Below are 26738 nucleotides of genomic sequence, written 5' to 3'. Positions count from 1 at the left end.
AGATAGTAAGCATAGTTAGTATCAGCTATGCGAGGATCGCAAGAGGAACGTGGGCCTGATCGCGAATGCGATTTTGGCTGAAGACGCGGGAAGAATTCAGCGGGCGAGGAAGGCTTTCACATCGGTCATGAAACGGTCGAACTGATCGTGGTGCAGCCAGTGGCCGGCATTCTCGTACTCGATCAGTTCAGCCGACGGAAAATAGTCCACGCGGCCGTCGGTGGCGGGGCTCTGCGAGAAGCTGTTCTTGCCCCAGAGCATCAGCATCGGACAGGTGATCGCCTGCCACAGGGCGATCACATCGCTGGTGGGCATGTCGGAAACCGACCAGATGTTCACGTAATTGTCGAACTTCCAGCTCCAGGTGCCGTCCTCGTTACGGTTGGTGCCGTGGATGGTGAGGTGGCGGGCCTGCTCGTCGGTGAGGAAGGAATTTTCCTCCTTCATGCGCTGATAGGCGTCGCGCCGGGTCGCATATTTGCGCGGCGTGCGGCCCGAGGCGCGGCGTTTGTCGTCCACCCACTGGCGCAGCCGTTCGCCCGCGCCGCGCTCCTCCATCTGGCGGCGGATATGCTGCGGCGGGCCGAGGCCCTCGATATTGACGAACTTCTCCACCTTCTCGGGAAACATCCCGGCGAAGCGCGTGGTGATCCCGCCGCCCAGCGAATGGGCGATGATCGTGACCTTGTCGTAACCCAGCGTGTGCACGAGCTGCGCGAAGTCGTAGACCATCGCGTCCATGCCGTAGTGCCCTTCGGGCGACCATTCGGAATCGCCGTGACCGCGCAAGTCCGGGCAGATCACGTGCCAGTCGCGGCGCAGTTCCTCCGCCACCCAGTCCCAGCTGCGGCAATGGTCGCGCCCGCCGTGCTGGAGGATCAGTGGCGGTGCTTCCGCATTGCCCCAATCGACATAGTTGAGGCGCAGGCGCTGCGAAACGAAGCGGTTCGAGGTAGGTCCGAGTTGGCTGTCCATCATCGAAACGTGATCTGCCATGGGGATAAGGTCAACTGCGACGAAGCGATGATTTGCGGGGATCAAGTATTTCGATGAGGCCCGAAACGCTTGGCAAACCGGGGGGCTTGGCCCTATCTCGCGCCCCGACGATTTTCACGAAATCAATTTCAAGAGATATTAGGCCGGAGGCTTCGTAAATGGCGACCACGCACAAGACCCGCATGCTCATTATCGGCTCCGGCCCCGGCGGCCTGTCCGCCGCGATCTACGGTGCGCGTGCCGGCATGCAACCCATTGTGGTGCAGGGTCTTCAGCCGGGCGGCCAGCTGACCATCACCACCGATGTCGAGAACTATCCCGGCTTCCGCGAAGTGATCCAGGGCCCCTGGCTGATGCAGGAAATGGAGGCGCAGGCCGTCCATGTCGGCACGCGGATGATGTACGACGTGATCACTTCGGTCGATCTCAAGGGCCCGGTGTTCACGGCCGTTGGCGATTCGGGCGACATCTACGAAGGCGATACGCTCGTCATCGCCACTGGCGCGCAGGCGCAGTGGCTGGGCGTTCCGGGTGAGCAGGAGCTTTCGGGCAAGGGCGTTTCCGCCTGCGCCACTTGCGACGGCTTCTTCTATCGCGGCAAGAAGGTCGTGGTGATCGGCGGCGGCAACACCGCTGTCGAGGAAGCGCTTTACCTCACCAACCACTCGGATGAAGTGACCCTGATCCACCGCCGCGACAGCCTTCGCGCCGAGAAGATCCTGCAGGACCGCCTCTTCGCCAACCCGAAGATCAAGGTCGTGTGGAACAAGCGCGTCGAGCGCTTCATGGAAGGCGAGAACGGCGACCTGCGCGCTCTGGCCCTGATCGACACCCAGACCGGCGAGCAGAGCGAAATCCTCACCGACGGCGCTTTCGTCGCCATCGGCCATGCTCCGGCGACCGAACTGTTCAAGGGCAAGCTGCCGATGGACGAAACCGGCTACCTGCTGGTCGAGCCCGGCACGCCCAAGACCGAAATTCCGGGCGTCTTCGCTTGCGGTGACGTTATGGACCACACCTATCGCCAGGCGATCACGGCTGCCGGCACCGGCTGCATGGCAGCGCTCGATGCCGAGCGCTACCTTGCCCATCGCGACTTCGCAGAGGCCGCGAAGGTCGAGGCGTAACTATTCGATCGGGCGGGAGAGCGCTCCGAAGACGGCTCTCCCGCCTGAATGCCGACCCCGATTTAAATCCTGCCTGTCAGGCTCTGGATCTCACATTCCGGACATAGAACCCCGTCGTCCCCGCGAAGGCGGGGACCCCGCTTGTTCTTGCGAGGCGAGAAAGGAAGCGGGGCCCCGCCTTCGCGGGGGCGACGCAGTGTTACGGGGTAGCCTCGACTAGATAGCCGGGGCACCCGGTCTAAGCTTCGGTGTGCAGCGTTTCCAAAACCTGCCTGAACAACCAGTCCTGAGCCTCAGGCTCGACGTAGCTGTGCGTGGCATCGGAACAGATGCGCGAGCGGTCGTCCGACTTGTCCCAATTCGCCAGAAAAGCGAGCCCCGTGCGGTCCCGCCCGGCAACCAGGAAGCGTATAGGCCTCCTGAAGCCCGCAAGGCCGGAAGCGATCTCGGCGGCAAGACCCTTCGGCGCAGCGGGAGCAGGTCTCGCGGCAGCAAGTAGACTGCGCAGCAAGGGTGCAATGGCGACTTTGCCGGTCAGCAGGCGCTTCAATGCAGCCGCATCAGCAAGCCGCCGTCGATAGTGATTGCGCACGACCTCCGCAGGGGCCTCGTCGGAGGAATCTTCTTCGAAAGTCCAGGGGTTTGAAAGGATCAAGGCGTCGAAACCCGCTCCGCCAGCCAGCATCAGCGCGCTGGCCGCATCGCAATTTCCGAATCCGACGACGCGCGTGACCTGCGGGCACGCCTTGCGCAGGGCGGCGAGTGCGGCCGCGATATCCGGCCCGCTCGAACGGAAGCCTCGGTTGTCTCCCTCGCTGTCGCCAACACCCCTTCGGTCAAATCGGAGGACCGGATAGCCCTCGGCCGCGACGCGGGCGGCAAGGAGGGCCTGACTGTTCCATGCCCCCGCCCGTGTCTCGTTGCCCCCGGAGACGATGAGCAAGGCGGTGGAGCCCGATGCCTCGTCGAGCGTCGCGGCAAGCTGCGCACCTTCGCAGGCAAAGCTGAAATGCCGCCGGTTCATGCGCCCAATCCCGCGATAAGCAGGGCGGCAAGCGCATCGGCCTGCGCGGCATCCTCGTCAGGCTCGGCGCGCAACCAGAGGCCGCTGCCGCCGAGTTGCTCCTGCGCAATCACCGTAGCGGACGGATCCGGTTCGCGGGTTTCCAGATCGCCGAACAGGGCCGCACCGAGCGAATATCCGGCCAGAACCACGCCTTCGCGGTGCGCCATTTCGGTCAGGACCTCGCGTGCTTCCTCTCGCCCCGCCTCGCGGCTTGCGAGCACGCGGGCCCGAACCATCGAGCGCAGGATGCTCGTGCCTTTCACCGGGGCGTAATGCCATGAGGGAAGCCCAACCGGAGCGAACAGGCACCCTCCGCGCAGGGCAAGCATATGCGTCGCGCCGAAATGCTCTGCGGCGAGGGTCATAGACGCGCGCCAGCTATCGGCGTCCTGATCGCAAAGATTGCGCGAGCTTTCGTTGGTGCCGGGAAAGTCGGGCAGGAAGGTGTCTACGCCGGCCCGATCGAGTCGCCGCATCACCTCGACCGTAAAGCGCCGCAGACGGTTTGCTTCGTCGAACAGGGCGGGCACCATCAGCAGTCGCCGCGCGCGGCTCCGATCGCAGACGAGCGCATATTCCTCGCCCGCGCCGAGATGCGCTTGCGGGCAACGCCAGAGCAGGGGAGTCATGCGACGGTCCCCCCGGTAACAACGCTAAGGCCGGTCAGGCCGTGGCGCGCTTGGCCTGGGCAAATTCGAGCAGGCCGCCGAAGGTCTCCAGCATCTCGCCGTCGATCTCGTCGTCCTCGATGATGATGTCCAGTCGGTCTTCCAACTCGGTCAGTAGGCCGGCCACCGCCATCGAGTCGAGCTCGGGCAAGTGTCCGAACAGGCCGGTATCCGCCTGGAAAGTATCGGCTTGTCCCTGCTTGAGGCCCAGCACGTCCGTCAGGATTCGGCGCAGCAGCAGGTCGGTATCGTCTGGCATGGCCCCTCTCTTCGGGCATTATCGTAATCTCCGCGCCTCTAGCCGCGCTTCGCGGCTGCGGCAAGGCGGCGTGCGGTCCCCTTGGCGATATTCGGCCAGTTTCTGGGATCGAGCGGCCTGTACATCTCCAGTCTGTATCGCGGTCGCACAATTTCCATCCAATCGCGCTTGTAGGGATCGTCGCCGGTGCCGAAGTCGACGAGATCGACCTTGTCCACATCGATGACATGACGAAAAAGGGCCGCGCTCAGCACCGAGCCGGGCGAAAACGGCTTGGCGCTTTCGCGGTGCGCCAGCTTGTGGATCCACGCGGTGCCGCCCTCGACTGTCCACATCTGTGCCGCCACGGCCTCGCCGCCGACCTGAGCGATGCCAAGACGCAGCCGCCCCGCCTGGCCCTCGGCCATGGCAAAGGCCCGCAGGAAAGCGGGGCTGCCTTCCGCGACTTTCCAGCTTTCGGCGTAGATATCTTCGTAAGCCGACCATGCCGAGGCATCGAAATGATCGAGGATCATGGTGGAGACCTTGCCGGACTTGCGCTTCAGCGTGGTGCGCAAGGGGCCGGGGCGCGCGGCGATATATTCTTCATAACTGCGGCCACTTACGGGGAGGACGTGATTGACGTCGCAAGGTTCGCGGAAGACCCGCCAGCCTGCCCGTGCGAACGTGCGTGCGAGCAAGGCCGCGCTGTCGTCCTCGTCCGGCACACCGCGCAACGTCAGCCGGTGCGCCCGTTTTCCAAGATCGCGGGCAAGCGTGGTCAACAAGGCCTCGGTATCGCTCGCGACCGGGCGAAAACGAAAAGTATACCAGTTGGATAGCGCCTGAAGTTCACCCAATTTATTGGCCAGCGCCAGCGCAGCCAGAGTGTCTCCATCGCGCGCGACGGCGATCAATGGATCCATGTCGCAGTGCTCGGCCAGCATAGCGAACCAGTCGAGCCGGTCGAACGGGGCGTGCTGGTTGCTCTCGGAAAGCCGGAGCGCTAGCTGGCCGTCCGATTGCACTTGCTTAAGATCGCGGTGATAATCGACCTTTATCACGTAGCCTAACAACCTTCTGCGGAGCTTTTCCTCGACATGAGTGGCAGTCCCGATACTCCGATCCTGCCGCTCGACCATCTGGCGCTGTGCGGGCAAGACGATGCCCCGGCGCTGGAGCTGCGTGGGGAGACTCTGGACTACAATGCCTTAAGATCGCGTGTCTCCCGCCTGGCGGCGTGGCTGGCCCAGGAAATTCCGCAAAAGGGCGCGCGCGTAGCGACTTGGGCGGCCAAAGGCGAACTCACCTGCCTTATGCCGCTGGCTGCCGCACGCGCGGGGCTGATCCATGTGCCGGTGAACCCGCTGCTCAAGCACGCGCAAGTCGCGCATATCCTTGCGGATAGCGGCGCCGTGATGCTGATCGGCACTCCCGCGCGACTGGCGACGTTGGGCGACGCGGATGTGCCGGTCGCCTGCCGTGTTGTTGAGGAAGCGGCCGCACTGTCCGAGGCGGCGGAATTCGCCGGCGATCTGGCGCCGTCTCAGGCTGATCCGGACGAACTGGCAGCGATTCTCTATACCAGTGGGTCCACCGGCCGCCCCAAGGGCGTCATGCTCAGCCATGCCAATATGTGGTTAGGGGCAGAGAGTGTGGCCCAATATCTCGGGCTTGAGCCCGATGACCGCACGCTGGCGGTTCTGCCGCTCTCGTTCGATTACGGCCAGAACCAGTTGTTTTCGACCTGGTTTGCGGGGGGCTGCGTGGTTCCGCTTGATTATCTCGTTCCGCGCGATGTCGTGAAGGCGGTCGAGCGGCACGGCATTACCACTTTGGCGGCCGTGCCGCCGCTCTGGGTGCAGATTGCCGAACTCGACTGGCCGGCCGAGACGGCGGCCAAGCTGCGCCGCCTCACCAACAGTGGCGGAGCCTTGACGGTGGATCTCGTCCGGCGGCTGCGCGCGCTGTTCCCGGATGCGCGGCTTTTCGCCATGTATGGCCTGACCGAGGCGTTCCGTTCGACGTACCTCGATCCCATGCTGATCGATACACACCCTACCTCGATGGGGATGGCAATACCGCATGCAGAAGTGTTAGTTATCAATGTATTAGGAGATATTTCTCAGGACGGAGAGGAGGGTGAACTCGTCCATTCCGGGCCACTGGTCGCGCAAGGCTATTGGCAGGATCCGGAACGCACCGCAGAGCGCTACAAGCCCGCTCCGGCGGCGTCGCGCTATGGCGGCATGGCCGTCTGGTCCGGAGACCGGGTGCGGCGGGCGGCCGATGGCCTGCTCTATTTCGTCGGACGCCGTGACGCCATGATCAAGTCTGCCGGCAACCGCATCAGCCCGCAGGAAGTCGAGGAGGCTGCGCTGGCAACCGGGCTGGTTGCCGAGGCGGTGGCGCTGGGCCTGCCCGATCCGCGTCTGGGTCAGGCGGTTCACCTTGTCGTGAGGGCGATGAAGAGAAGTTCAGGTGTGGACGAAGAACTGGCACGCAAGCTCAAGGAAGATTTGCCTAATTTTATGATTCCAAAATCCATTCACTGGCGCGAAGCCATGCCGATCGGCCCCAATGGCAAGATCGACCGCACCGGCCTTGCCGCCGAGCTGGCTGAGATGGCGTCGTGAAGCCGCTCGGTCCGATTCCGGCTGGTTATGCGGCAACCGATGGCGTGCTGGCCGTCGGCGGCAAGCCGGTGACTGAATGGGTCGAGCAGGCGGGCGATACGCCGCTGTTCCTCTACAGCGCCGATCTTGTCCGCGCGCGGGTCGCGCAATTGCGCGCCGCCATGCCTGCACGGTTGGCGCTGCACTATGCCGTGAAGGCCAATCCCTTCGTTCCCTTGCTTGCGCTGATGAATGGCCTTGTCGACGGGTTTGATATTGCCTCGTGCGGCGAGCTGGAGATCGTTCGCGGGGCCGGGATCGACCTTGCGAAAGTCAGCTTTGCCGGCCCGGGCAAGCGTGATCGCGAGATCGAGGCGGCGATTGCGGCAGGCGTCACGCTCAATCTCGAATCCGAGGCCGAAGCGCGCCGGGCCTTCGCCATCGGCGAGAAACTGGGCCGTGCACCGCGCCTTGCCATTCGCGTGAATCCCGATTTCGACCTCAAGGGTTCCGGCATGAAGATGGGCGGCGGTGCCAAGCCTTTCGGCGTCGACGCCGCGCGTGTGCCCGCATTGGTGCGCGAAGTGGTGACGAGCGGCGCGGAATGGCGCGGCTTCCACATTTTTGCGGGCTCGCAGGCACTCGACGCTGCCGCCATTGCGGAGACGCAGGGGCAGACGCTGGACCTCGCCGCGCGGCTGGCCGAGGAGAGCGGCGTGGCGCTGCCGCACTGCAATCTGGGCGGTGGTTTCGGCATTCCCTATTTCCCCGGCGATGTGCCGCTGGATCTTGCCGAAGTGGGCGCGCGTCTGGCCGAGCGCTTCGAATCGCTGCCGGAAGTCCTGCGAGAGACCGACTTCTGCATCGAACTCGGGCGCTATCTGGTGGGCGAGGCGGGGGTCTATATCGCCCGCGTGATCGACCGGAAGGAGAGCCACGGAGAGGTCTTTCTCGTGACCGACGGCGGTCTTCACCATCAGCTTGCCGCTTCGGGCAACTTCGGAACCGTGGTGCGCCGCAACTATCCCTCGGCCATCGCCACGCGTTTCGACGCCTCGGTGGAGGAGGAGGCTTCGATCGTCGGATGCCTTTGCACTCCGCTCGACAAACTGGCGGACAAGGGCGGTTTTCCGCGCGCCGAAGTGGGCGATCTGGTCGCGGTGTTCCTTGCCGGGGCCTATGGGGCCAGCGCCAGTCCGGCCGCCTTCCTGGGGCAGGGTCCGGCCCGCGAAATGCTGGTGTGAGAGGGCGTTAAGACTCTCTTTCAGGTTGTCTCATTCCGGGACTGATCGGATTCCGGGCAAATTGGCTAACGCAATGTTCACCCTTTCAACCGATAGCGGAGGCTGAATTCTGCCGGGTCCGCGACGGGGAAGCATTTCCTCGGTGGATCGGCGCTGGAAGGAAGAGCTTATGCCGCACTCCCGCTTTGTCCGTCTGCTGGGCGGAACCGCGCTTGCCAGCGTGGTCCTGACGGCGTCTGCAAGCGCAGCCTCGCGCCCACAGCTGCCGCCCGCGCAGTTCGTGGCGATGCAGGAGGGCCCCGGCGAGGAGTACGTGATCGGCCCGCTGGACCAGCTGACGGTCTTCGTCTGGCGGAACCCGGAACTGGGCGCCAAAGTGCAGGTTCGGCCCGATGGGCGCATCACCACGCCGCTGATCAGCGACATGCCGGCCGTCGGCAAGACGCCTGCGATGCTGGCCGAGGACATCCGCCTTCAGCTCTCGCAATATATCCAGGACCCGCTCGTTTCCGTCATTGTCGACGGTTTTGCAGGCACGTTCAGCCAGCAGATCCGCGTGGTCGGGGCGACGGAGAAGCCCGCCTCGATCCCCTACCGCGCCAACATGACCGTGCTCGATGCGATGATCGCGGTGGGCGGCCTGTCCGAATATGCGGCGGGCAACCGCGCCCGGCTGATCCGCTTCGACAAGGCGAGCGGCACCCAGAAGGAATACCAGCTGCGCCTCGCCGATCTGCTCAAGAAGGGCGAGAGCAAGGCCAACGTGATGCTCAGCCCCGGTGACGTGATCATCATTCCCGAAAGCATGTTCTAAGAGGGACCTAGGGTGACATGAACGGCCTCTACGAAGAACTGCTGAGCGCGATCCACAGCGTCTGGCACCGGCGCTGGATTGCGCTGGGCGTGGCCTGGGCGATCTGCCTGCTTGGCTGGCTGGTGGTCGCCCTGATTCCCAACGCCTACGAATCGCAGGCGCGCATTTTCATCCAGCTCGACGATGCGCTGGCCGAGCAGGTCGGCATCGGCGTGGCGGACAAGAAGCGCGATATCGAGCGCATTCGCCAGACGCTGACCAGCGCCGTCAACCTCGAGAAGGTCGTGCGCGGCACCCGGCTTGGCGAAACCGTCAATACGCCTGCCCAGATGGAAGCGGCGGTGCTGCGGCTGGGCGACAAGGTCAAGGTGGTCAGCCAGGAGGACAACCTCTTCGAAATCACCGCCAGGGCCGACTACGGCTCGTTCTCCGATGCCGAGAATGCCCGGCTGGCGCACGAAGTGGCGCAGAAGATGATCGACATCTTCCGTGAGGAAAATCTCTCGGGCGACCGGGGCGACATGGCGGAAACGCTGACGTTCGTGAACGGCCAGCTACAGGTCCGCGAGAAGGAACTGGAAAGCGCCGAACAGCGCCGCACCACTTTCGAGGCGCAGCACCCGGAAATGGCGCAAGGCGGCGCCGCCGTCGTGCAGCGACTGGAATCCTCACGCACGCAGCTTCGCGATGTCGAGGCCGATCTCGTCGCCGCGCAGAGCGCGCTGGCCTCGATCGACGGTCAGCTTTCCAGCATGCCGCGCACGATCGCCGGTACCGGCGTTGGCGGCGCGGCGGCCGCGCTGGCCCATGCGCAGGCCGATCTGGTTCAACTGCGCGGCCGGGGCCTTACCGAAAACCATCCCGACGTGATTGCCGCCCGCAACCAGATCGCCGCACTCAAGGGCCCGGCGGCGCAGGAGGCCGCGAGCGGCGGCGGCACGCCGAACCCCGCGTACAGTTCGCTCCAGTCGATCCGTGCCGAGCGTCAGGCCGCCGTTCAGGCGCTCGTCGCCCGCAAGGCCGGGCTCCAGTCCGACATCGGCTCGCTGACCGCCTCGGCCATTCAGGACCCCGCGCTGGCGACCGAGGCGCAGCGGATCAACCGCGATTACGACGTCCTCAAGGAACAGTACGACAAGCTCCTGCAAGACCGCGAGGAACTGCGTCTGCGCGGCGAGGTCAAGACCGGGCGCGAGGCCGTGAAGTTCCAGGTGGTCGACCCGCCGACGAGCCCGCGCAAGCCGATCGCGCCCAACCGCCCGCTGCTGCTTTTCGGTGTGTTGCTGGTGGGGATCGGCGGTGGCTGCGTGGCGGCCTTCGCACTGGGCCGCGTCCGTTCCGTCTTCGCCACGGCCGGAGGGCTTGAGAAGGCCACCGGACTGCCGGTTCTCGGCGCGATTTCCCAGCACGTGACCGATGGCGTGCGGACGATGCGTCGCCGCAAGCTCAAGCTGTTCTATGGCGGCGGGGCGGCGCTCGGGGGGCTCTTCGTGGTGTTGCTCGCGGTGGAGTTCATCCAGCGCGGCACGGTGACCTGAGGACCGTGACTATGACCGAACACAGCAAGATCCCGCAGCCCGGCGCGACCGCAGACGATGCTGCCCCGGCCAAGCGTGAATCGCTGATCGAGCGCGCGGCCGGCCGCTTCGATTTCTCGCGCATGACGCGTCCCGTGCTTCCGGCTGTGCCCGAGGTTCCGTCGGCTCAGGTCCAAGCCGCGCTGCCCGCACCCGCGCAACCGGTTGTCCAGCCCGCCCCCGTTCCGGCGGAACCTGCCACGCCGTCCCCGGTGACTTTCACCGGCCCGCGTCATCCGATCGACCGCGAACGGCTGCGCGAGCAGGGCCTGATCGTGCCCGAAGGCACCGTGACCGCGCTTCTGGAGGAGTTCCGCATCGTCAAGCGCCAGCTCTTGGTGCAGGCGGCGGACCTGCGGCGCCAGAATGCCGGTGCGGCCGCGCAGCGCGTGCTGATCTGCTCGCCGCATCCGGGTGAGGGCAAGACCTATTGCGCGCTTAACCTCGCGCTCGCCATCGCGGCGGAGAAGGAAAACGAAGTGCTGCTGGTCGATGCCGACTTCGCCAAGCCGTCGATCCTTTCGACCCTCGGTCTGCCGGGCGGGCGGGGGCTGATGGACGCGCTGATGGACGAAACCATCGACGTGGCCGACTGCGTGCTCGGCACCGACGTGCCCGGGCTCTGGGTGCTTCCGGCTGGCGATACGACCGTCAACGACAGTGAATATCTTTCCACCTCGCGCACCGCCGAAGTGCTCGGCCGCCTGACCGAGGGTACCCAGCGCCGGATCGTGATCTTCGATTCGCCCCCGGCATTGGCCGCGTCGCCCGCTGCCGAGCTTGCCAAGCATGTCGGGCAAGCCGTGGTGATCGTGCGCGCCGACCGGACCGGGCAGGGCGCGCTCGACGATGCGGTGTCGTTGCTCGATGCCTGCCCCAATGTCCAACTGCTGCTTAACGGCGCGCAGTTCAGCCCAAGCGGTCGCCGCTTCGGATCCTATTACGGGTACAGTGGATGAGCGTTGGAAGTGTGTTTGCGTACCCGGCCTTAGCGTGTCTTGCCGTAATGATGCTGGTACCCGTCGCAGCCCAGGCGCAAGTCGCGGGTAGCGGTGCGGCGGGCATGGCCGGTACGGGTTCCGGCATGGGCGGCACGAGTGCCATGGGCGCCGATTCCGGTGCCACGGGCAAGAGTGCCGGGGGCACGGGAAACGGCGGCGCGAAAGGCGCTCGCCAGCTTGCCGTCACGCCTTATATCGAGGTTGATCAGATCGTTACCGCCGAACTTTCGCCGGGTAGCGACGTTCTTACCTGGACCCAGCTCGCGGTCGGCGTCGATGCCTCGATCACCGGGCGCAACAATGCGCTTGCCGCCTCGGTCCGCTACCAGAAGCAGATCGGCTGGGGCCGGGCGTCGAATGGCGACGTGCTGAGCGGTGTCGCGCGCGGCTATACCACCGTGCTGCCGGGGCTGACGCTGGAAGCCGGTGCACTGGCGACGCAGACGCGGGTAGGTTCGGGCGGATCGGCGCTCTCCGGCGGCACGCTGCCGGGCACCTCGCGCACCAATATCTACACCGTCTATGGCGGCCCTTCGTTCAAGACCCGCACTGGCGACCTCAATGTCTCGGCGGATTACCGCGCCGGTTACACCAAGGTGGACGAGCCCAGTGCCTATGCGGTCACGCCCGGTGGCGCGGTAGGACCCGACATCTTCGACAGCAGCGTCACCCAGGTCGCCGATCTGGAAGCGGGCGTCGAACCCGATGTGATCCTGCCCGTGGGCCTTGGCGTCGGCGGCAGCTTCTATCAGGAAGACATCTCCAACCTCGACCAGCGCGTGCGCGACATGCAGGCGCGGGGGATGGTGACGGTGCCGGTCAGCCGCACCGTGCGTGTCGTCGGCGCGCTCGGTTACGAGGATGTCGAGGTGTCCAGCCGCGATGCGCTGCGCGATGCCGACGGTAACCCGGTGATCGGCAGCGACGGCCGTTATCGGACCGACAAGAGCGCGCCGCGCGAACTCGCCTACGATGTCAGCGGGCTGATCTGGGATGTGGCGGTGATGTGGCGGCCCAGCCGGCGCACTTCGCTCTCGGCCCATGTCGGGCGGCGCTACGGCGGAACGGCCTATGGCGGCACGCTGGCCTGGGCGCCGAACGACCGCAGCAGCGTGAACCTTGCGGTCTACAACAATATCTCGGGCTTCGGCGGCCAGCTCAACCGCGTGATCGACCAGTTGCCCGACGATTTCGAGGCGGTGCGCGATCCGGTTACGGGTGACCTGCGCGGCTGCGTGTCCTCGCTCGACGGCGGCACTTGCCTCTCGGGCGCGCTGGGATCGGTGCGCTCGGCGGTGTTCCGGGCGCAGGGCTTCGCAGCGAGTTATTCGACGCGCTTCGGTCGCCTCGATGCCGGGATCGGCGCGGGTTACGACCACCGCCGCTTCATCGCCCGCGAGGATTCGGTGCTGGCCGCCGCCAACGGTACGGTGGACGAGAACTGGTGGCTGGCCGCCTATCTCTCGGGCCGTCTGGGCCGCGAGGCGGGCTGGTCCACCAGTGTCTACGCCAACTGGCTGTCGAGCAGCGACCCGCTGACCGGGAATGTCACCGGCTATGGCGGCAGCGCTTCCTATTACCGCATGCTGGCCCGCCGCCTGCGTGCGTCGCTCGCGCTCAGCATCGACGGTGCCAGCCGCGACGATACGTTCGATGACGATATCTGGACCGCATCTGCCCTCGCCGGCTTGAGGTACAGTTTTTAAGAGTTCCGCTTTAATTCGCGCTTTAAGCAGTGCGCGAGGAGAACAGGAAATGTTCGAAGATTTCTACGGGCTCCGGGCCAGGCCCTTCCAGCTCACCCCCGATCCGGCGTTCTATTTCGAGAGCGCGACGCACCGCAAGGCGCTGTCCTACCTTGGCTACGGCCTTGCGCAGGGTGAGGGCTTCGTGGTCATCACCGGCGAGGTGGGTGCGGGCAAGTCCACTCTGGTGGCGCACCTCATGGCGACGATCGACCCCGCGCAGCTGACCGCCGCGCTCGTGGTGACCAGCGCGCTTGACGGGGAGGAGATCGTCCACGTCGTTGCGCAGGAGTTCGGCCTACCGGTGGCGGGGCACGACAAGGCCTCGGCGCTGGGCGCGATCGAGCACTTCCTCCACGGCGAGGCGCGCGCCGGTCGCCGCTGCTTGCTGATCGTGGACGAGGCGCAGAACCTTTCGATCAGCGCCATCGAAGAACTGCGCATGCTCTCGAACTTCCAGCTTGGCGCGCATCCGCTGTTGCAGACGCTGCTGCTGGGCCAGCCCGAGTTCCGCACGACGCTGCTCGAAAGCGACCAGCTGGAGCAATTGCGCCAGCGCGTGATCGCGACGCATCATCTTACCGCGATGACGGCAGGCGAAGTGCGCGGCTATGTCGAGCACCGGCTCGCCTGCGTCGGATGGCAGGGCCGTCCCGCCTTCGACGACGAGGTTCATGGTGCTATCCATGCCGCGACCGGCGGCATTCCGCGCCGGATCAATCAGGTACTCAACCGCCTGCTGCTGCTGGGAGCGGTCGAGCAGCGGGTGCGGATCGACGTCTCCATGCTGAACGAAGTGCTGGGCGAGCTTGATGACGATGGCGCCATCGCGCTCGTCAGCCCGCGGCCGTCCAAGGCGCCTTCGCCGGCGCCTGTGCACACCGAACCGGCTGGCCAGGCCGTGGTTCTCGATACCGGGGCCACCGCCGCGATGATCGAGAGCGCTCTGGCCGAGCGCGATATGCAGATCGACGAACTGCAACGCGCGGTTCTCGAACTCGCCGCTGCGGCGGAGCATGTGGATCGCACCGCCACTGGCGATCCGCAGGCAATCGCTACGCTTCAGAACCAGCTCGCGCAGGCACAGGCGCAAGTCGCCCGGCTGGAAACGCGCGTCGAGGAGCAGGAGGCCACGCTGCGCCACATGCTGACCATGCTCATCGAATGGTTTGAGGGCGGCGAAGGCCACCGCGCGGCGGCCTGATCCGACTGCGCGCGCCGGGAATTGGAGCCAGACATGCGTGATATGCGGCCGATCAACGGGCTTTCGGTCGACGTCGAGGACTGGTTTCAGGTCGGCGCCTTCGAGACGGTGATCGACCGCGCCCAGTGGCCCTCGCTGCCCTGCCGGGTCGAGCGGAACTGCGATGAAATTCTGGCGCTTTTTGCCGAGGCCGGTGTGGTCGGTACGTTCTTCACGCTGGGCTGGATCGCCGAGCGGTATCCAGCGGTGATCCGCCGCATTGCCGAGGCCGGGCACGAGATCGCCAGCCACGGCTGGGACCACGAGCGCGTGTTCCGCATGGACCCGCACCGTTTCGGCGAGGATCTGTCCCGCGCACGCAAGACCATCGAGGATGCGGCGGGCGTGGCCGTCACCGGCTACCGCGCGCCGAGCTTCTCCATCGACGCGCGCACGCCGTGGGCCTTCGATGTGCTGGCGGAGCAGGGCTATCGCTACTCGTCCAGCGTCGCGCCGGTGGTGCACGATCACTACGGCTGGCGCGAGGCGCCGCGTTTCGCATTCCAGCCGATCGCCGGGTCGGATTTCGTCGAGATTCCGGTGACCACCGCGCTCTTCCGGGGACGGCGACTGGCGGCGGGCGGTGGCGGTTTCTTTCGCGTCCTACCGTACGCCTTCTCGCGCTGGGCGATCCGGCAAGTGAACGGCGAGGGGCGCCCGGCGGTGTTCTACTTCCACCCTTGGGAAATCGACCCAGGTCAGCCGCGCGTCGACAATGCACCGCTGCGGTCGTGGCTGCGCCACTATACCAATCTGGCCGTGATGGCCGGGAAGCTGCGCCGGCTCATCGGCGAGTTCCGCTGGGGCCGGATGGACGAGATCGCCGCGCGTGAGGCGGCGGGCGTGACGGCACTGGCGGCATGAACGCGCCGTTTTCGCTTCCGGCGAGCCTGCGCCTGCCCGATCTCGACGATCCCGGCGAACTTGCCCGGATCGAGGACTTTCTGGCGCGCCATCCCGATGCCACGCCGTTCCATCGTCCGTGTTGGTTCATCGCGGTCGCCAAGGCCACCGGCAACCGCGCGCTGGCGCTGGTGCAGGAGCGGCACGGCGAAATCGTCGCTTTCCTGCCGCTCGATGCGATCCACTCGCCGGTCTTCGGGCGCCTGCTGGCGTCGAGCGGCTTTGCCGTCGGCGGCGGTCTGCTGGCGACGCCGGAGGCCGATGTCGAGGCGATCTTCGCCGCGCTGGAGGAACTGGCGCTGCGGCTCTCATGCCCCGCCATCGAACTGCGCGGCGGCGTGCTGCCCGATGCGCGCGCGAACTGGGCGCTCAAGACCGAGAGCCACTGCAACTTCCCCCGCCCGCTCGCAGCGGATGACGAGGCCGAACTGCTCGCGATCCCGCGCAAGCAGCGCGCTGAAGTGCGTAAGGGGCTCGCCAACGATCTCGAAATCGAAATCGGCACCGCCGAACGTGACCGCGCGGCGCATTACGCCGTTTTTGCCGAGAGCTATCGCAATCTGGGCACGCCGGTCTTTCCGCGCGCGCTGCTCGATGCGGTGATCGATGCGTTCGGGTCGGACGCCGACATTCTGACCGTGCGCCATGCCGGAGCGCCGGTAGCCAGCGTCATCACGCTCTATCACCGGGGCGCGGCGATGCCCTACTGGGGCGGCGGAACCCATGCGGCGCGGGGGCTTCGTGCCAACGACCGCATGTACTTCGAACTCATGCGCCACGCCCGCACGCGCGGCTGCACGCATTTCGACTTCGGCCGTTCGAAGACCGCGAGCGGCGCCTATCACTTCAAGCGCAACTGGGGGTTCGAGCCCGAGCCGCTGACTTACGGAACCTGGACCGCGCCGGGGGCGGCCAGACGCAATGCCGATCCCACAAGCGCCGGGCTCTCGCTTCAGATACGGGTCTGGCAGCGCCTGCCGCTCTTCGTCGCCAACCGGTTGGGGCCGTTGATCGCGCGCGGGATCGGGTGATGGAGATCCTGTTCCTCGCCCACCGGATTCCTTTTCCCCCGGATCGCGGCGACAAGATCCGCTCGAACCATATCCTGAAGGCGCTGGCGCGGCTGGCGCCGGTCCATGTCGGCTGCTTCGCCGATGACCCCGCCGACCGGGACAGCGAGAGCGATCTGGCGGCACTCGCGGCGAGCCACTTGCTGCTCGATCGCACCAAGCCGCTGGCGCTGGCGGGGATTGAGGCGCTGGCGCGCGGGCGGCCGCTCAGCATCACGGCGTTCCACGATGCCCGCATGGCGCGCTGGGTCTCCGAAACGCTGCGGACCCGTCCGATTGCCGCGACCTACCTCTTTTCCGGTCAGGTGGCGCAATATGTCCCGGCCGAGTTCGCCGGGCGCGTGATCGCCGATCTCGTCGATGTCGATTCGGCCAAGTTCGAGGCTTATGGCGCGAAGAGCCGCGGCCTGCGCGCATGGATGGAGCGGCGCGAAGGCCGCCTGCTCGCCCGCGAGGAAGCCGATATCGCCCGCCGCGCCGATGCCACGCTGCTCGTCAGCGACGCCGAGGCCCGGCTGTTCCGCGAACGGCTGGCCGATCCCTCCTGCCGCGTGGAAGCGATGGGCAATGGCATCGACAGCGACCTGTTCGATCCGGCCGGAATCTCGCCCGAGCCGCGCATGGCGGGCATGACCGGGCCGCGTCTGATCTTCACCGGCCAGATGGATTATGCGCCCAATGTCGCTGCAGTGAAGGGCGCGATCAACCGGATCCTACCCGCCGTCCGCGCGCGTTTTCCGGGTGCAAGCCTTCACGTCGTCGGCCGCAATCCGCCACCCGCATTGACCGCGCACCATGGGCGCGACGGCATTCACGTTTGGGGCCGGGTGGACGATGTTCGCCCGTTTCTGGCAGCGGCCGACATGGCGCTGGTCCCGCTCGAAATCGCGCGCGGCGTGCAGAACAAGGTGCTTGAGGCGATGAGCATGGGCCTTCCCGTGGTTCTCTCGTCTGGCGCGGCCACCGGCATCCCCGCCGAGGACGGACGCGATTTCCTCGTGGGAGAGAACGATACGGCGCTGGCCGAGGCAGTCTGCACACTGGCGGCGGATCCCGCGAGGGCGAAGGCAATGGGGCAAGCCGCGCGCGCGTGGATCGAGGCTCATGCAGGCTGGGATGCCGCGCTCGCCGCGCTGCCGGGACTGATGGGATGCAATGCTCCGGGGCTCAGCGATGCCGCCTGAAGCGCTTTCGCTCGCGCGGGCGCATGCGGTTCCGGAGCACTGGCGCGGCGCGCTCCTGCGTATCTCTCTGGGCTGGCTGGCGCTGATCGCGGCCTTTTTCCCCGACTGGTCGGCAATGGCGCGGCAGTGGTGGGATATTTCGACCTACAACCACGTGATCCTGATCCCGCCGATCATTGGCTGGCTGGTTTGGCAGCGGCGGGACGAACTGGCGAAACTGACGCCATCTTGCTGGTGGCCGGGCGTCGTTCCCTTCGCGATGGCGGCCTTCCTCTGGCTGCTGGGCGCGCTTTCGGGCCTCGACCTTGCAAGGCAGGCCGGGGCGGTGGCGCTGCTCGCCTCATCGGTGCCGCTGTTGCTGGGGCCGCAAGTGACCGCCGCACTGCTGTTCCCACTTTGCTACATGGCCTTCCTCGTGCCGTTCGGAGAGGAACTGGTCGAAGTTCTTCAGACCGTGACGGCCCGGATAACGATTGCACTGACGCATCTCTCCGGGATCGAGGCGCGGATCGACGGCGTGTTCATCGATACGCGCGCCGGGCTGTTCGAGGTCGCCGAGGCCTGCTCCGGCGTGAAGTTCCTGATCGCCATGATCGCGTTCGGCGTGCTCGCCGCCAATGTCTGCTTCGTCAGCTGGAGGCGGCGCGCGGCGTTTTTGCTGGCCTGTGTCGTCGTACCGGTGCTGGCCAACGGGGTACGCGCCTGGGCGACGATCTTCGCCGCGCAGTTCGTGGGCACCGAGAAGGCGGCGGGGTTCGACCACATCGTCTACGGCTGGATCTTCTTCGCGCTGGTGCTGGCGGGAGTGATCGCCGGAGGCTGGCGCCTCTTCGACCGCCCGCTCGACACGCCGATGATCGATGCCGAACGGATCGAAGCCGATCCCCTGTTGGCCCGACTTGGAGGCGCGCGGATTTCGGCATCGCTGGCGCTACTGGCGATGACAGCCATCGTGACAGGCGCATTCCTGTGGGCGCACCATGCCGACAATCTGAAGGCTTCCGTGCCTGCGCGTATCGATTTGCCGGAGGTCGCAGGGTGGCACCGGGTCGATTATGCCCCGGCGATCTGGTGGCAACCGCGCGCCGAGGGTGCCGACCACCGACTGCTTGGCCGCTACGCGGATGGTGAGGGCGATCAGGTCGATGTCTTCGTGGCACTCTATGCCAGTCAGGGAGAAGGACGTGAGGCCGGAGGCTTCGGGCAGGGCGCCTTGACGCCGGACAGCCCGTGGGCCTGGCAGGGTGTCGGCCCCGCCTTTGCCGATGGTCGCAGCGAACGGCTTCTCGGTGCCGGAACGGTCGAGCGCCTCGCGGTAACATGGTACCGCACCGGAGCCTTGCTGACCGGCAGCAATGCCCGTCTCAAGCTGGCGGTGATCGGCGATCATCTGCTGCTGCGGGAACGGCCGACGATGATGCTGATTCTTTCCGCCGAAGATCGGCCCGGCCGACCGGCGGAACGTGCGGTCGCCCGGTTCGTCGCCGCGACGGACCGCCCCTCAGGGTGGATGGACCGCATCGGCAAGCTCCGCTAGGTCCGTCATATATGTGCGGGATTGCCGGTATCTACCATCTCGAGACGCCCAAGCCCGTCGATCCCGCGCGGGTTGAGGCGATGTGCGATGCCATCGCCCATCGCGGGCCTGATGGGCAGGGCGTCTGGACGGCGCCGGGCGTTGCATTGGGCCATCGCCGCCTCTCGATCATCGACGTCGCCGGCTCGCCGCAACCCATGGCTTCGCCCGATGGCCGGGCGATGCTGGTGTTCAACGGCGAGATCTACAATTTTCAGGCGCTGCGCAGCGAACTGGAAGCCCATGGCGCCACGTTCCGCACGCAGGGCGACAGCGAGGTGATCCTCGCCGCGTGGCAGCGCTGGGGGCCTTCCTGTGTCTCGCGCCTCCACGGCATGTTCGCCTTCGCGATCTACGACCTGGAAGCGCGATCGCTGTTCCTGGCGCGCGACAGGCTGGGGGTGAAGCCGCTCTATCTTGCACCGCTGAGCGACGGCAGTCTGGCGTTCGGTTCCGAACTCAAGGCGCTGTTGGCGCATCCCCTGCTGCGGCGCGAGATCGATCCGCTGGCGGTGGAGGACTATCTCGCCTGGGGCTACGTGCCGGACAGCCGGGCGATCCTCAAGGGCGTTTCCAAGCTTCCGGCGGGCCATACGCTGCTGCTGCGCCATGGCGCGCCGATGCCGAAGCCGGTGCAGTACTGGGACGTGACTTTCGCCGAGCGGCGCAAGGGCCGGATCGCTGATCTTGAGGCGGAACTGCTCCACCTCATGCGCGAGGCGGTGACGTCGCGCATGGTTGCCGATGTGCCGCTGGGCGCGTTCCTGTCGGGTGGGGTGGACAGTTCGAGCGTGGTTGCGCTGATGGCCGAGGCGTCTTCGCGCCCGGTGCGGACGTGCTCGATCGGCTTCGACGTCGCTGCGCTGGACGAGACCGGCTATGCGGACGAGATCGCCCGGCGCTTCTCCACCGACCATGTTTCGCGCCGGGTCTCGCCGGATGATTTCGATGCGATCGATACGCTTTCGGCAATGTTCGACGAGCCTTTCGCCGATGCCTCCGCCTTGCCGACCTGGCGCGTGTGCCAATTGGCGCGGGAATCGGTGACGGTGGCGCTCTCGGGCGACGGCGCGGACGAGGCTTTCGCGGGCTATCGGCGCCACGTGTTCCAGCATGGGGAGGATCGGGTGCGCTCGGTGCTGCCGCAGTCGCTGCGTGGTCCGGTGTTCGGAACGGCAGGGCGAATCTGGCCCAAGGCGGACTGGGCGCCGCGTCCGCTGCGTGCCAAGGCGACCTTCCAGTCGCTCGCGGCGGACAGTGCGACGGGTTATGCGCGCGCCATCTGCTTCACGCCGCCGGAACTGCGCGACACGCTCTATTCGGACGCCTTCCTGCGCCTGCGCGGCGAATATCGGGCCGAGGACGCGGTGATCGAGACGATGCGCGGCGCCCCGGCCCGCTCGGGTCTAGACCGCGCGCAATATGCCGATCTCAAGCACTGGTTGCCGGGCGATATCCTCACAAAGGTCGACCGCACGAGCATGGCGGTCAGCCTTGAAGCGCGTGAGCCGCTGCTCGACCACCGCCTAATCGAATTTGCCGCCAGCCTGCCCGAATCGATGCGCGTGCGGAGCGGGCAGGGCAAATGGCTGATGAAGCGAACGATGCGGCGGATGTTGCCGGACGACATTCTCTATCGCCCGAAACAGGGCTTCGTGACACCCATCGCGCAGTGGCTGCGCGGACCGCTTGCGAATACCGCCCGGGAAATCGCGACCAGCGCCACACTCGGGCGCACCGGCTGGTTCGATCTGAGGCGCCTGACCGCGCTGGCGGAGGCGCATATTGCCGGGCGGGCCGATCACTCGCGGCTCTTGTGGCAGCTTCTGATGCTGGACAGGTCGCTCGCGCGGCTGGGGATCGCCTGAGCCTGATGCCGCGCGCAAGCAGGTCCCGCGGCGAATCATCGTGAACGTGGATTAACCTAACCTATTCTTAGGACCTTTGGCCTAGGTCCGGTCACCAGGCCCCATTGCAGGACGTGCATGAAGATAGCAGGTCGCCATTATCGGACGCCAGAGCGCGCGATTTTCGCGCCTCTCGAATCCGTGCGCTGTGTGGGTGCGGGTGGAGATAATTCTCCAAGGCGGTTCCGTGGCTGAGATCCTTTCGCGCCTCGTCAAGATCTGGAAGAGCCCGCGATTCCGCATCGTGTTCTGGGCCGCGCTGACCGGCGTGCTCCTTGGTGTGAGCAACGCGTGCCTCCCGCTTGAGGATATGATCGTCAACGGCCGCTCGATGCTGCGAAGCCACCCGTCCGATGGGCAGATCGCCATGGTGTTCCAGGATGACCGGACCCTGGAAGAGTTGCAGCTTGCGGAGATCCCGCGCGCAGACGATGCCACCATGATCAACAATCTGTTCGCAGCCGGCGCCCGGCGCGTATTTTTCGATCGGTCGCTCAGCTTTGCAAGTGACGACCCCGGTAACGAGGCCTTCATCAAAACACTGAAGGCCCACCGTGGGCGGATCTTCCTTGGCGCGCTTCCAAGCAGCGAGCAGGCGGGCGGCAATTACGCTGCGACCATTCCGCCCACCGCATATCGCGCGGATGTCGATGTCGTATCATTGCTTGCGCTGAACCATCCGTTCAATCTCAGCATCAGCATGCCATTCGCGTCTGACAGCCCGATTGGCCGCATTCCAAGCTTGGCAGCCAGAATTGCTGGCGTATCGGGTTCGGTGAATGATCTCTTTCGGCCCGATTATTCGATCAACTACAGGACCATCCCGACCGCGAGCTACGTCGACGTACTAAAGGGACGGCTCGATCCACGGATTGTGCGCGGTAAAGACGTGATCATCGGCCTCAGCGCGATTACCTATCACGATGGACACCCTATGCCGACGCAAGGCTATGCGCCGGGAGCTTTTTTCCATGCGATTGCCGCTGAGACCTTAAAGCGAGGCGTGCCCATGCAACTCGGATGGTTGCCGCCGTTCTTGCTAATCCTGGTGGTGATTGTGTCCGGTGTAGGCAGAGGTCGGGCTCTCGATATCTACCGCTTCACGGGTCTCGTTGTTGTTCTGATAGCCATGCCGTTGCTTCTCGATGGTCATAATATCCAGGTCGATGTCGTACCTGCGATTGCCATGGCAGCAGTGGCGGTGTTTCGCATGCGGCACCTCGACAAGATCGAGGTAGCAGGCGAAACCAATGCCGGCTCGGGCCTGCCTAGCGTTCAGGCGCTGCGCAAATACGACGAGGTGTCGAACCGGATTCTGGTGGCCCTCAAGATTCGCAACTACGCCGCCATCATCGGCAGCTTTGCCGGCGAGCTTGAAGCGCAGATCGCGCACGAGATCGTGCGGCGCATCCGGATCAGCGACAGTCAGGTGGTGGTCTACCACGAAGGCGGCATGTTCCTCTGGCTCTCGACCATCCGCAGCACTTTCGACCTGTTCGAGAACCTCGAGGGGCTGCACCGCATCGTCCAGAACGGCATTCAGGTCGGCGGGCTCGACATCGACCTCTCGTTTAACTGCGGTATCGATTCCGAGTTCGATCGTCAGGTATCGAGCCGCGTCGCCAGCGCCATGCAGTCCGCCGAAGAGGCGGTGCGCAACGATGAGCTCGTCTACAAGTACGACAGCCATAAGCACGAAGCGCGCTGGGAGATCTCGCTGCTTACCCAGCTTGACCGCGCCATCGACAATGGCGAGGTCTGGGTGGCCTATCAGCCCAAGCTCGACGTCGCGACCAACCGTGTCACCGGGGCTGAGGCGCTGGTGCGCTGGACCCATCCGGAGCGTGGGCCGATCAGCCCCGACAAGTTCATCCGTATTGCCGAGGAATTCCACCGCATCGAACGCATTACCCGCTTCGTCGTCAACGAAGCGGTGCGTGCTGCGGTGGAATTGCGGCGGCAGGGGCTGGATCTGTCGATTTCGGTCAACATTTCGGCGCAGCTCCTGCGCAATCCCGGACTGCCGGGCATGATCCTCGACATCCTCGCGTTGCATGGTCTCGATCCCGAGAAGCTGACGCTGGAGATCACCGAGACCGACAGGCTCGATCGCAGCTCGCGCACCTTCCAGATGCTCCAGAAGCTCGTTCAGGCCGGTCTCAAGCTGTCGATCGACGACTTCGGTACAGGCAACGCCACGATCGATTACTTGCGCTACCTGCCCGCGGGCGAGGTCAAGATCGACAAGGTCTTCGTCCAGGCGATGGAGGCCAACAAGGAAGACCTGCTGCTGGTGCAGTCGATTGTCGAGATGGCGCACTCGCAAGACCGGACGGTCGTAGCCGAAGGCGTGGAGACATTGGCCGCGCTCGAGATCCTGCGGGCCATGAATTGCGACATCATCCAAGGGTACTATGTCTGCCGTCCTGTCCCATTCCGGGATCTCGTCACGGAAATTAAGGGCCGGGAGGCAAGGCGTACTGGTTAAAAAAGTCTTGATGACCTTTTAACGCATTGTTATCCATTTGGGCAGCCGCGAAACAGCGGCGGTTCACATGGGGTAATTACAATGACCAAGGACTTTTGGGGCTACGGCTGGACGGGCCTCGGCGGCCGTTAATAGTTAATTTTTGCGGCGTTTCATGAGTTGAACTTTTGAAACGCCGCAACCAAATTAAGAAAACGACGGAAATCTGCGAAAAATACCAGGTTCAATACCTGGTCTTTTAATAGGTTTTACCTACAGCGCCCTTCCTGCCAAGGATCGGGCGCTTTAATTTTGCCTGAAGAATGGGCGCTAGACCGGGTGCGTGAATGGTGTGGGGGGCGCATGGTCTCCGGGCGGAGTCGCTGCCATCGAGTCGATCGTTAAGGCTTCGATCGTTAACTTTTGTCGGGATTCGAGACCTTAACGAGCCTTCAAAGACCAGTCGTCACTAGTCTTGCAAAATGTTAACAGCAGGCTTCGCCGGGCAAGACTTGCGGCAAGACTTGGCCGATACGCAACTTCGTTAACGCCGGTAAGGCAGGGGGTCAGTCTTCGCCGTGACCCATGGCGAGGTACTCAGCGCTCTGCATCTCGTTAAGCCGGCTGACAGTGCGCTCGAATTCGAAACGACCGTCTCCAGCCGCGTAGAGGTCCTCGGGCGGGGCGTCGGCGGCGGCGATCAGCTTGACCTTGTGCTCGTAGAGCGCGTCGATCAGCGTCACGAAGCGTGCCGCTTCGTTGCGGCGGTCGGGCCCCATCTTCGGAATGCCGACGACGATGACGGTGTGATAGGCGCGTGCAACCGCCAGATAGTCGGCTGCGCCACGCGCTTCGCCGCAGAGGCGTTTGAAGCTGAAGACGCCCACGCCCTTGAGGCTCTTGGGAACGTGCAACATGCGTCCGCCGCCGACATCGAGTTCGGCCGACGGTACGTGGTCGCTGTCTTCCGGCGGGTAGTCGGTCAGGCGGTAGAAGGCTTCACGCGTCTGCTCGGTCGCGTCTTCGCCCAGCGGATAGTGCCAGGTCGCCATGCCACCAAGGCGGTGCAGGCGATAGTCGGTGGGGCCATTGAGCGTCAGCACATCCATTTCCTTCTCGATCAGGTCGATGAAGGGCAGGAAGTGCTCGCGGTTAAGACCGTTCTTGTAGAGATCCTTGGGCGCGCGGTTGGACGTCGTCACCACGGTCACACCCTCATTGACGATGAGGTGCGTGAACAGCCGGCTCATGATCATGGCATCGGCGGAGTTGTTGACGACCATCTCGTCGAAGGCGAGGCAGCGCACGTCGCGCGCGATGGCAGCAGCCACCGGCGGGATCGGATCCCCGGTTTCCTTCTTGCGCTCGTCCCGCAGGCGCGCGTGAACTTCCAGCATGAAGGCATGGAAGTGGATGCGGCGCTTGTCGGGGATGTCGAGCGTGTTGTGGAACAAGTCCATCAGCATCGACTTGCCGCGCCCGACGCCGCCCCACATGTAGAGACCGCGCGGCGGCGGCGCTTTCTTGCCGAGAAGCTTGCCGAACAGGCCGCCCGCCGCGTTCGCCTTGTAAAGCTCGCGCTGAAGGCGGTCGAGCCGCAAGGCAGCGGCAGCCTGCTCCGGATCGGAGCGAAGCTCGCCGGTCGCGACCAGCGTTTCATAGCGTTCGAGTATGGCAGTCATGGCAGAGTGCGCTTGGCCAAATGGGACGGATGCACGGTAAGCTTGCGGAACACCGCTCGATGCGCGGCGCAGCGGATATCGAGCCGGATATTGGGTCGGCACTCCGCTGCGTCAATCCGGATCACGTTCTGTCAGGCCGTCAGGCGATCGGGCGCGATCAGACCTGGCGTTCTGCCTGCATCTTCTTGATCTCTGCGATCGCGCGTGCGGGCGAAAGGCCCTTCGGGCACACGTTGGCGCAGTTCATGATGGTGTGGCAGCGGTAGAGGCGGAACGGATCTTCCAGATCATCCAGACGCTCGCCGGTCATTTCGTCGCGGCTGTCGGCCAGCCAGCGATAGGCCTGGAGCAGGATCGCCGGGCCCAGGAACTTGTCGGAATTCCACCAGTAGCTCGGGCACGAGGTCGAGCAGCAGGCACAGAGGATGCACTCGTAGAGGCCGTCCAGCTTTTCGCGCTGTTCGGGGCTCTGGAGGCGCTCCTTGCCGGGCGTGGTCGAAACCGTCTGGAGCCAGGGGCGAATCGAGGCATACTGCGCGTAGAAGTGCGTGAAATCAGGGACGAGGTCCTTGATGACTTCCATGTGCGGCAGCGGGGTGATGCGGATGTCACCCTGGAGGTCCTCGATTGCGGTGGTGCAGGCGAGGCCGTTCGAGCCGTTGATGTTCATCGCACACGAACCGCAGATGCCTTCGCGGCACGAGCGGCGGAAGGTGAGCGAAGGATCCTGCTCGCTCTTCATCTTGATGAGCGCGTCGAGAACCATCGGGCCGCAGTTGTCGAGATCGATCTCGAACGTGTCGTAGCGCGGATTTTCGCCCGAATCGGGGTCGTAGCGGTACACAGTGAACTTCTTCACGTGCGACGCGCCTTCCGCCTTGTGGACGTTGCCCTGCTTCTTGATCTTGCTGTTGGCCGGGAGGGTGAAGGTCGCCATGAAAGAATCCCCGTGATCTTGCACTGCGGCATGAACCGCGACTGATGACCCCCTCTAGCGATTCAGCGGCGCGGAGCAAGGGCAAGTGTACGCGCCGTGGCGGATTGCATGCGCCACGGCGTGAAATGCAAGCGCAGAGCGGGCTTGCAAGCGCGTCTCCCTCGAATTCGCATGACGAAATCGCGGCCTTTTCGCGGTAATCTGGGTTTGGAGGCAAGGGCAGGGCGGCCCCGATCCGCGAACGCGGCGAGTCTCGCTCGGCCCTGTCCGGCTTGTGAACGGAAGGATTCTGGCGATGTTGAAGCGATATGTGATCGAGCGGGACTTGCCGGGCGTGGGCAGCATGAGCGCCCCGGAACTGGGCGGCGCGACTAAAGTGTCGAACGATGCTCTGGCGGAAATACCCGGAATTCAGTGGGAGCATTCCTATGTCACCGCCGACAAGACGTTCTGTATCTACCTTGCCGAGAGCGAGGATAAGATCCGCAAGCATGCCGAAAAATCGGGCTTTCCCGCCAACAAGATCACCGAAGTGGTCGGGATGATCGATCCCACCACCGAGCGCAACTGCATGGTCTGAATACAGAATTCCCGTCCGATTGATTCTCGGCGCAAACGAAAGGGCCCCGCATGTTGCCATGCGGGGCCCTGTTCATGTCGGCTGTGGTGCCGGAGAGG

At 65.0% G+C, this 26738-nt stretch carries 22 protein-coding genes; 15 read left to right on the top strand and 7 right to left on the bottom strand.

What is annotated here, in order from left to right:
* Positions 1-96: 96 nt before the first annotated feature.
* Complete coding sequence (locus AC1VVM_RS13550; protein ID WP_482955162.1) at positions 97-996, bottom strand: alpha/beta fold hydrolase; 900 nt, start codon at positions 994-996, stop codon at positions 97-99.
* Between the two features lie 158 nt (positions 997-1154).
* Between AC1VVM_RS13550 and trxB the strand changes: the two genes are divergently transcribed.
* A complete protein-coding gene (gene trxB, locus AC1VVM_RS13545) occupies positions 1155-2123 on the top strand; it encodes a thioredoxin-disulfide reductase (protein WP_482904342.1) in 969 nt (322 codons plus the stop codon).
* A gap of 238 nt (positions 2124-2361) precedes the next feature.
* Here trxB and AC1VVM_RS13540 read toward each other — a convergent pair whose 3' ends face one another.
* The 4 genes from AC1VVM_RS13540 to AC1VVM_RS13525 are packed head-to-tail and all read right to left on the bottom strand — an operon-like array spanning position 2362 to position 5159.
* Entirely contained in the window at positions 2362-3147 is a 786-nt protein-coding gene (locus tag AC1VVM_RS13540) for a hydrolase 1, exosortase A system-associated (protein ID WP_482955161.1), read from the bottom strand.
* On the bottom strand, positions 3144-3818 hold the full coding sequence (locus tag AC1VVM_RS13535) for a hypothetical protein (RefSeq protein ID WP_482955160.1): 675 nt from the start codon (positions 3816-3818) through the stop codon (positions 3144-3146). The genes AC1VVM_RS13540 and AC1VVM_RS13535 overlap by 4 nt, the downstream gene beginning before the upstream one ends.
* Positions 3819-3852: 34 nt before the next feature.
* Positions 3853-4116 (bottom strand): phosphopantetheine-binding protein, encoded by a 264-nt coding sequence (locus AC1VVM_RS13530; RefSeq protein ID WP_132385567.1) that lies wholly within the window; start codon positions 4114-4116, stop codon positions 3853-3855.
* Positions 4117-4154: 38 nt separating this feature from the next.
* Entirely contained in the window at positions 4155-5159 is a 1005-nt protein-coding gene (locus AC1VVM_RS13525) for a GNAT family N-acetyltransferase (RefSeq protein WP_482904339.1), read from the bottom strand.
* Between the two features lie 36 nt (positions 5160-5195).
* Between AC1VVM_RS13525 and AC1VVM_RS13520 the strand changes: the two genes are divergently transcribed.
* The 13 genes from AC1VVM_RS13520 (at position 5196) to AC1VVM_RS13460 (ending at position 23462) form a co-directional block, all read left to right on the top strand.
* Entirely contained in the window at positions 5196-6731 is a 1536-nt protein-coding gene (locus tag AC1VVM_RS13520) for an acyl-CoA ligase (AMP-forming), exosortase A system-associated (RefSeq protein ID WP_482955159.1), read from the top strand.
* Positions 6728-7954 (top strand): pyridoxal-dependent decarboxylase, exosortase A system-associated, encoded by a 1227-nt coding sequence (locus AC1VVM_RS13515; protein WP_482904337.1) that lies wholly within the window; start codon positions 6728-6730, stop codon positions 7952-7954. The genes AC1VVM_RS13520 and AC1VVM_RS13515 overlap by 4 nt, the downstream gene beginning before the upstream one ends.
* Before the next feature lie 169 nt (positions 7955-8123).
* Complete coding sequence (locus AC1VVM_RS13510; protein ID WP_132385564.1) at positions 8124-8768, top strand: XrtA/PEP-CTERM system exopolysaccharide export protein; 645 nt, start codon at positions 8124-8126, stop codon at positions 8766-8768.
* 17 nt (positions 8769-8785) lie between these two features.
* On the top strand, positions 8786-10306 hold the full coding sequence (locus AC1VVM_RS13505; RefSeq protein ID WP_132385563.1) for an XrtA system polysaccharide chain length determinant: 1521 nt from the start codon (positions 8786-8788) through the stop codon (positions 10304-10306).
* 11 nt (positions 10307-10317) lie between these two features.
* A complete protein-coding gene (locus AC1VVM_RS13500; RefSeq protein ID WP_482904336.1) occupies positions 10318-11304 on the top strand; it encodes a P-loop NTPase family protein in 987 nt (328 codons plus the stop codon).
* A 47-nt stretch (positions 11305-11351) separates the two neighbouring features.
* Entirely contained in the window at positions 11352-13052 is a 1701-nt protein-coding gene (locus tag AC1VVM_RS13495) for a preprotein translocase subunit YajC (protein WP_482955158.1), read from the top strand.
* 49 nt (positions 13053-13101) lie between these two features.
* A complete protein-coding gene (locus tag AC1VVM_RS13490) occupies positions 13102-14295 on the top strand; it encodes an XrtA/PEP-CTERM system-associated ATPase (protein ID WP_482955157.1) in 1194 nt (397 codons plus the stop codon).
* 33 nt (positions 14296-14328) lie between these two features.
* Positions 14329-15198, top strand: coding sequence for an XrtA system polysaccharide deacetylase (locus tag AC1VVM_RS13485; RefSeq protein WP_482904333.1), 870 nt, complete (start codon positions 14329-14331; stop codon positions 15196-15198).
* On the top strand, positions 15195-16268 hold the full coding sequence (locus AC1VVM_RS13480) for a FemAB family XrtA/PEP-CTERM system-associated protein (RefSeq protein ID WP_482904332.1): 1074 nt from the start codon (positions 15195-15197) through the stop codon (positions 16266-16268). The genes AC1VVM_RS13485 and AC1VVM_RS13480 overlap by 4 nt, the downstream gene beginning before the upstream one ends.
* Positions 16265-17491: a TIGR03087 family PEP-CTERM/XrtA system glycosyltransferase gene (locus AC1VVM_RS13475; protein WP_482955156.1), complete on the top strand. Its 1227-nt coding sequence runs from the start codon at positions 16265-16267 to the stop codon at positions 17489-17491. Before AC1VVM_RS13480 ends, AC1VVM_RS13475 begins: the two co-directional genes overlap by 4 nt.
* Positions 17481-19028 carry an exosortase A gene (xrtA, locus tag AC1VVM_RS13470; RefSeq protein ID WP_482955155.1) on the top strand — a complete coding sequence of 516 codons (1548 nt, stop codon included), beginning with the start codon at positions 17481-17483 and terminating at the stop codon, positions 19026-19028. Before AC1VVM_RS13475 ends, xrtA begins: the two co-directional genes overlap by 11 nt.
* An 11-nt stretch (positions 19029-19039) precedes the next feature.
* Positions 19040-20935 carry an XrtA/PEP-CTERM system amidotransferase gene (locus AC1VVM_RS13465; RefSeq protein WP_482904329.1) on the top strand — a complete coding sequence of 632 codons (1896 nt, stop codon included), beginning with the start codon at positions 19040-19042 and terminating at the stop codon, positions 20933-20935.
* Between the two features lie 226 nt (positions 20936-21161).
* Complete coding sequence (locus tag AC1VVM_RS13460; protein WP_482904328.1) at positions 21162-23462, top strand: EAL domain-containing protein; 2301 nt, start codon at positions 21162-21164, stop codon at positions 23460-23462.
* A gap of 545 nt (positions 23463-24007) precedes the next feature.
* Here AC1VVM_RS13460 and zapE read toward each other — a convergent pair.
* Together zapE and AC1VVM_RS13450 are read right to left on the bottom strand one after the other, a co-directional pair.
* Entirely contained in the window at positions 24008-25123 is a 1116-nt protein-coding gene (gene zapE, locus AC1VVM_RS13455; RefSeq protein ID WP_132385555.1) for a cell division protein ZapE, read from the bottom strand.
* 157 nt (positions 25124-25280) lie between these two features.
* Positions 25281-26060, bottom strand: a complete 780-nt coding sequence (locus AC1VVM_RS13450) for a succinate dehydrogenase iron-sulfur subunit (RefSeq protein WP_482904327.1) — start codon at positions 26058-26060, stop codon at positions 25281-25283.
* 295 nt (positions 26061-26355) lie between these two features.
* Here AC1VVM_RS13450 and AC1VVM_RS13445 point away from each other — a divergent pair, with 295 nt between their 5' ends.
* Positions 26356-26640, top strand: a complete 285-nt coding sequence (locus AC1VVM_RS13445) for a DUF4242 domain-containing protein (protein ID WP_243652385.1) — start codon at positions 26356-26358, stop codon at positions 26638-26640.
* The last annotated feature ends 98 nt before the right edge of the window (positions 26641-26738 follow it).

Source organism: Novosphingobium sp. BL-S-33, assembly GCF_056857025.1.
This window is presented reverse-complemented; position numbering and strand designations above follow the sequence as displayed.

What these genes read in the sequence shown, in the direction of transcription:
- AC1VVM_RS13550 (WP_482955162.1), bottom strand. Translation starts at nt 996, where the DNA reads ATGGCAGATCACGTTTCGATGATGGACAGCCAACTCGGACCTACCTCG.
- trxB (WP_482904342.1), top strand. Translation starts at nt 1,155, where the DNA reads ATGGCGACCACGCACAAGACCCGCATGCTCATTATCGGCTCCGGCCCC.
- AC1VVM_RS13540 (WP_482955161.1), bottom strand. Translation starts at nt 3,147, where the DNA reads ATGAACCGGCGGCATTTCAGCTTTGCCTGCGAAGGTGCGCAGCTTGCC.
- AC1VVM_RS13535 (WP_482955160.1), bottom strand. Translation starts at nt 3,818, where the DNA reads ATGACTCCCCTGCTCTGGCGTTGCCCGCAAGCGCATCTCGGCGCGGGC.
- AC1VVM_RS13530 (WP_132385567.1), bottom strand. Translation starts at nt 4,116, where the DNA reads ATGCCAGACGATACCGACCTGCTGCTGCGCCGAATCCTGACGGACGTG.
- AC1VVM_RS13520 (WP_482955159.1), top strand. Translation starts at nt 5,196, where the DNA reads ATGAGTGGCAGTCCCGATACTCCGATCCTGCCGCTCGACCATCTGGCG.
- AC1VVM_RS13510 (WP_132385564.1), top strand. Translation starts at nt 8,124, where the DNA reads ATGCCGCACTCCCGCTTTGTCCGTCTGCTGGGCGGAACCGCGCTTGCC.
- AC1VVM_RS13505 (WP_132385563.1), top strand. Translation starts at nt 8,786, where the DNA reads ATGAACGGCCTCTACGAAGAACTGCTGAGCGCGATCCACAGCGTCTGG.
- AC1VVM_RS13500 (WP_482904336.1), top strand. Translation starts at nt 10,318, where the DNA reads ATGACCGAACACAGCAAGATCCCGCAGCCCGGCGCGACCGCAGACGAT.
- AC1VVM_RS13495 (WP_482955158.1), top strand. Translation starts at nt 11,352, where the DNA reads ATGATGCTGGTACCCGTCGCAGCCCAGGCGCAAGTCGCGGGTAGCGGT.
- AC1VVM_RS13490 (WP_482955157.1), top strand. Translation starts at nt 13,102, where the DNA reads ATGTTCGAAGATTTCTACGGGCTCCGGGCCAGGCCCTTCCAGCTCACC.
- AC1VVM_RS13485 (WP_482904333.1), top strand. Translation starts at nt 14,329, where the DNA reads ATGCGTGATATGCGGCCGATCAACGGGCTTTCGGTCGACGTCGAGGAC.
- AC1VVM_RS13480 (WP_482904332.1), top strand. Translation starts at nt 15,195, where the DNA reads ATGAACGCGCCGTTTTCGCTTCCGGCGAGCCTGCGCCTGCCCGATCTC.
- xrtA (WP_482955155.1), top strand. Translation starts at nt 17,481, where the DNA reads ATGCCGCCTGAAGCGCTTTCGCTCGCGCGGGCGCATGCGGTTCCGGAG.
- AC1VVM_RS13465 (WP_482904329.1), top strand. Translation starts at nt 19,040, where the DNA reads ATGTGCGGGATTGCCGGTATCTACCATCTCGAGACGCCCAAGCCCGTC.
- zapE (WP_132385555.1), bottom strand. Translation starts at nt 25,123, where the DNA reads ATGACTGCCATACTCGAACGCTATGAAACGCTGGTCGCGACCGGCGAG.
- AC1VVM_RS13450 (WP_482904327.1), bottom strand. Translation starts at nt 26,060, where the DNA reads ATGGCGACCTTCACCCTCCCGGCCAACAGCAAGATCAAGAAGCAGGGC.
- AC1VVM_RS13445 (WP_243652385.1), top strand. Translation starts at nt 26,356, where the DNA reads ATGTTGAAGCGATATGTGATCGAGCGGGACTTGCCGGGCGTGGGCAGC.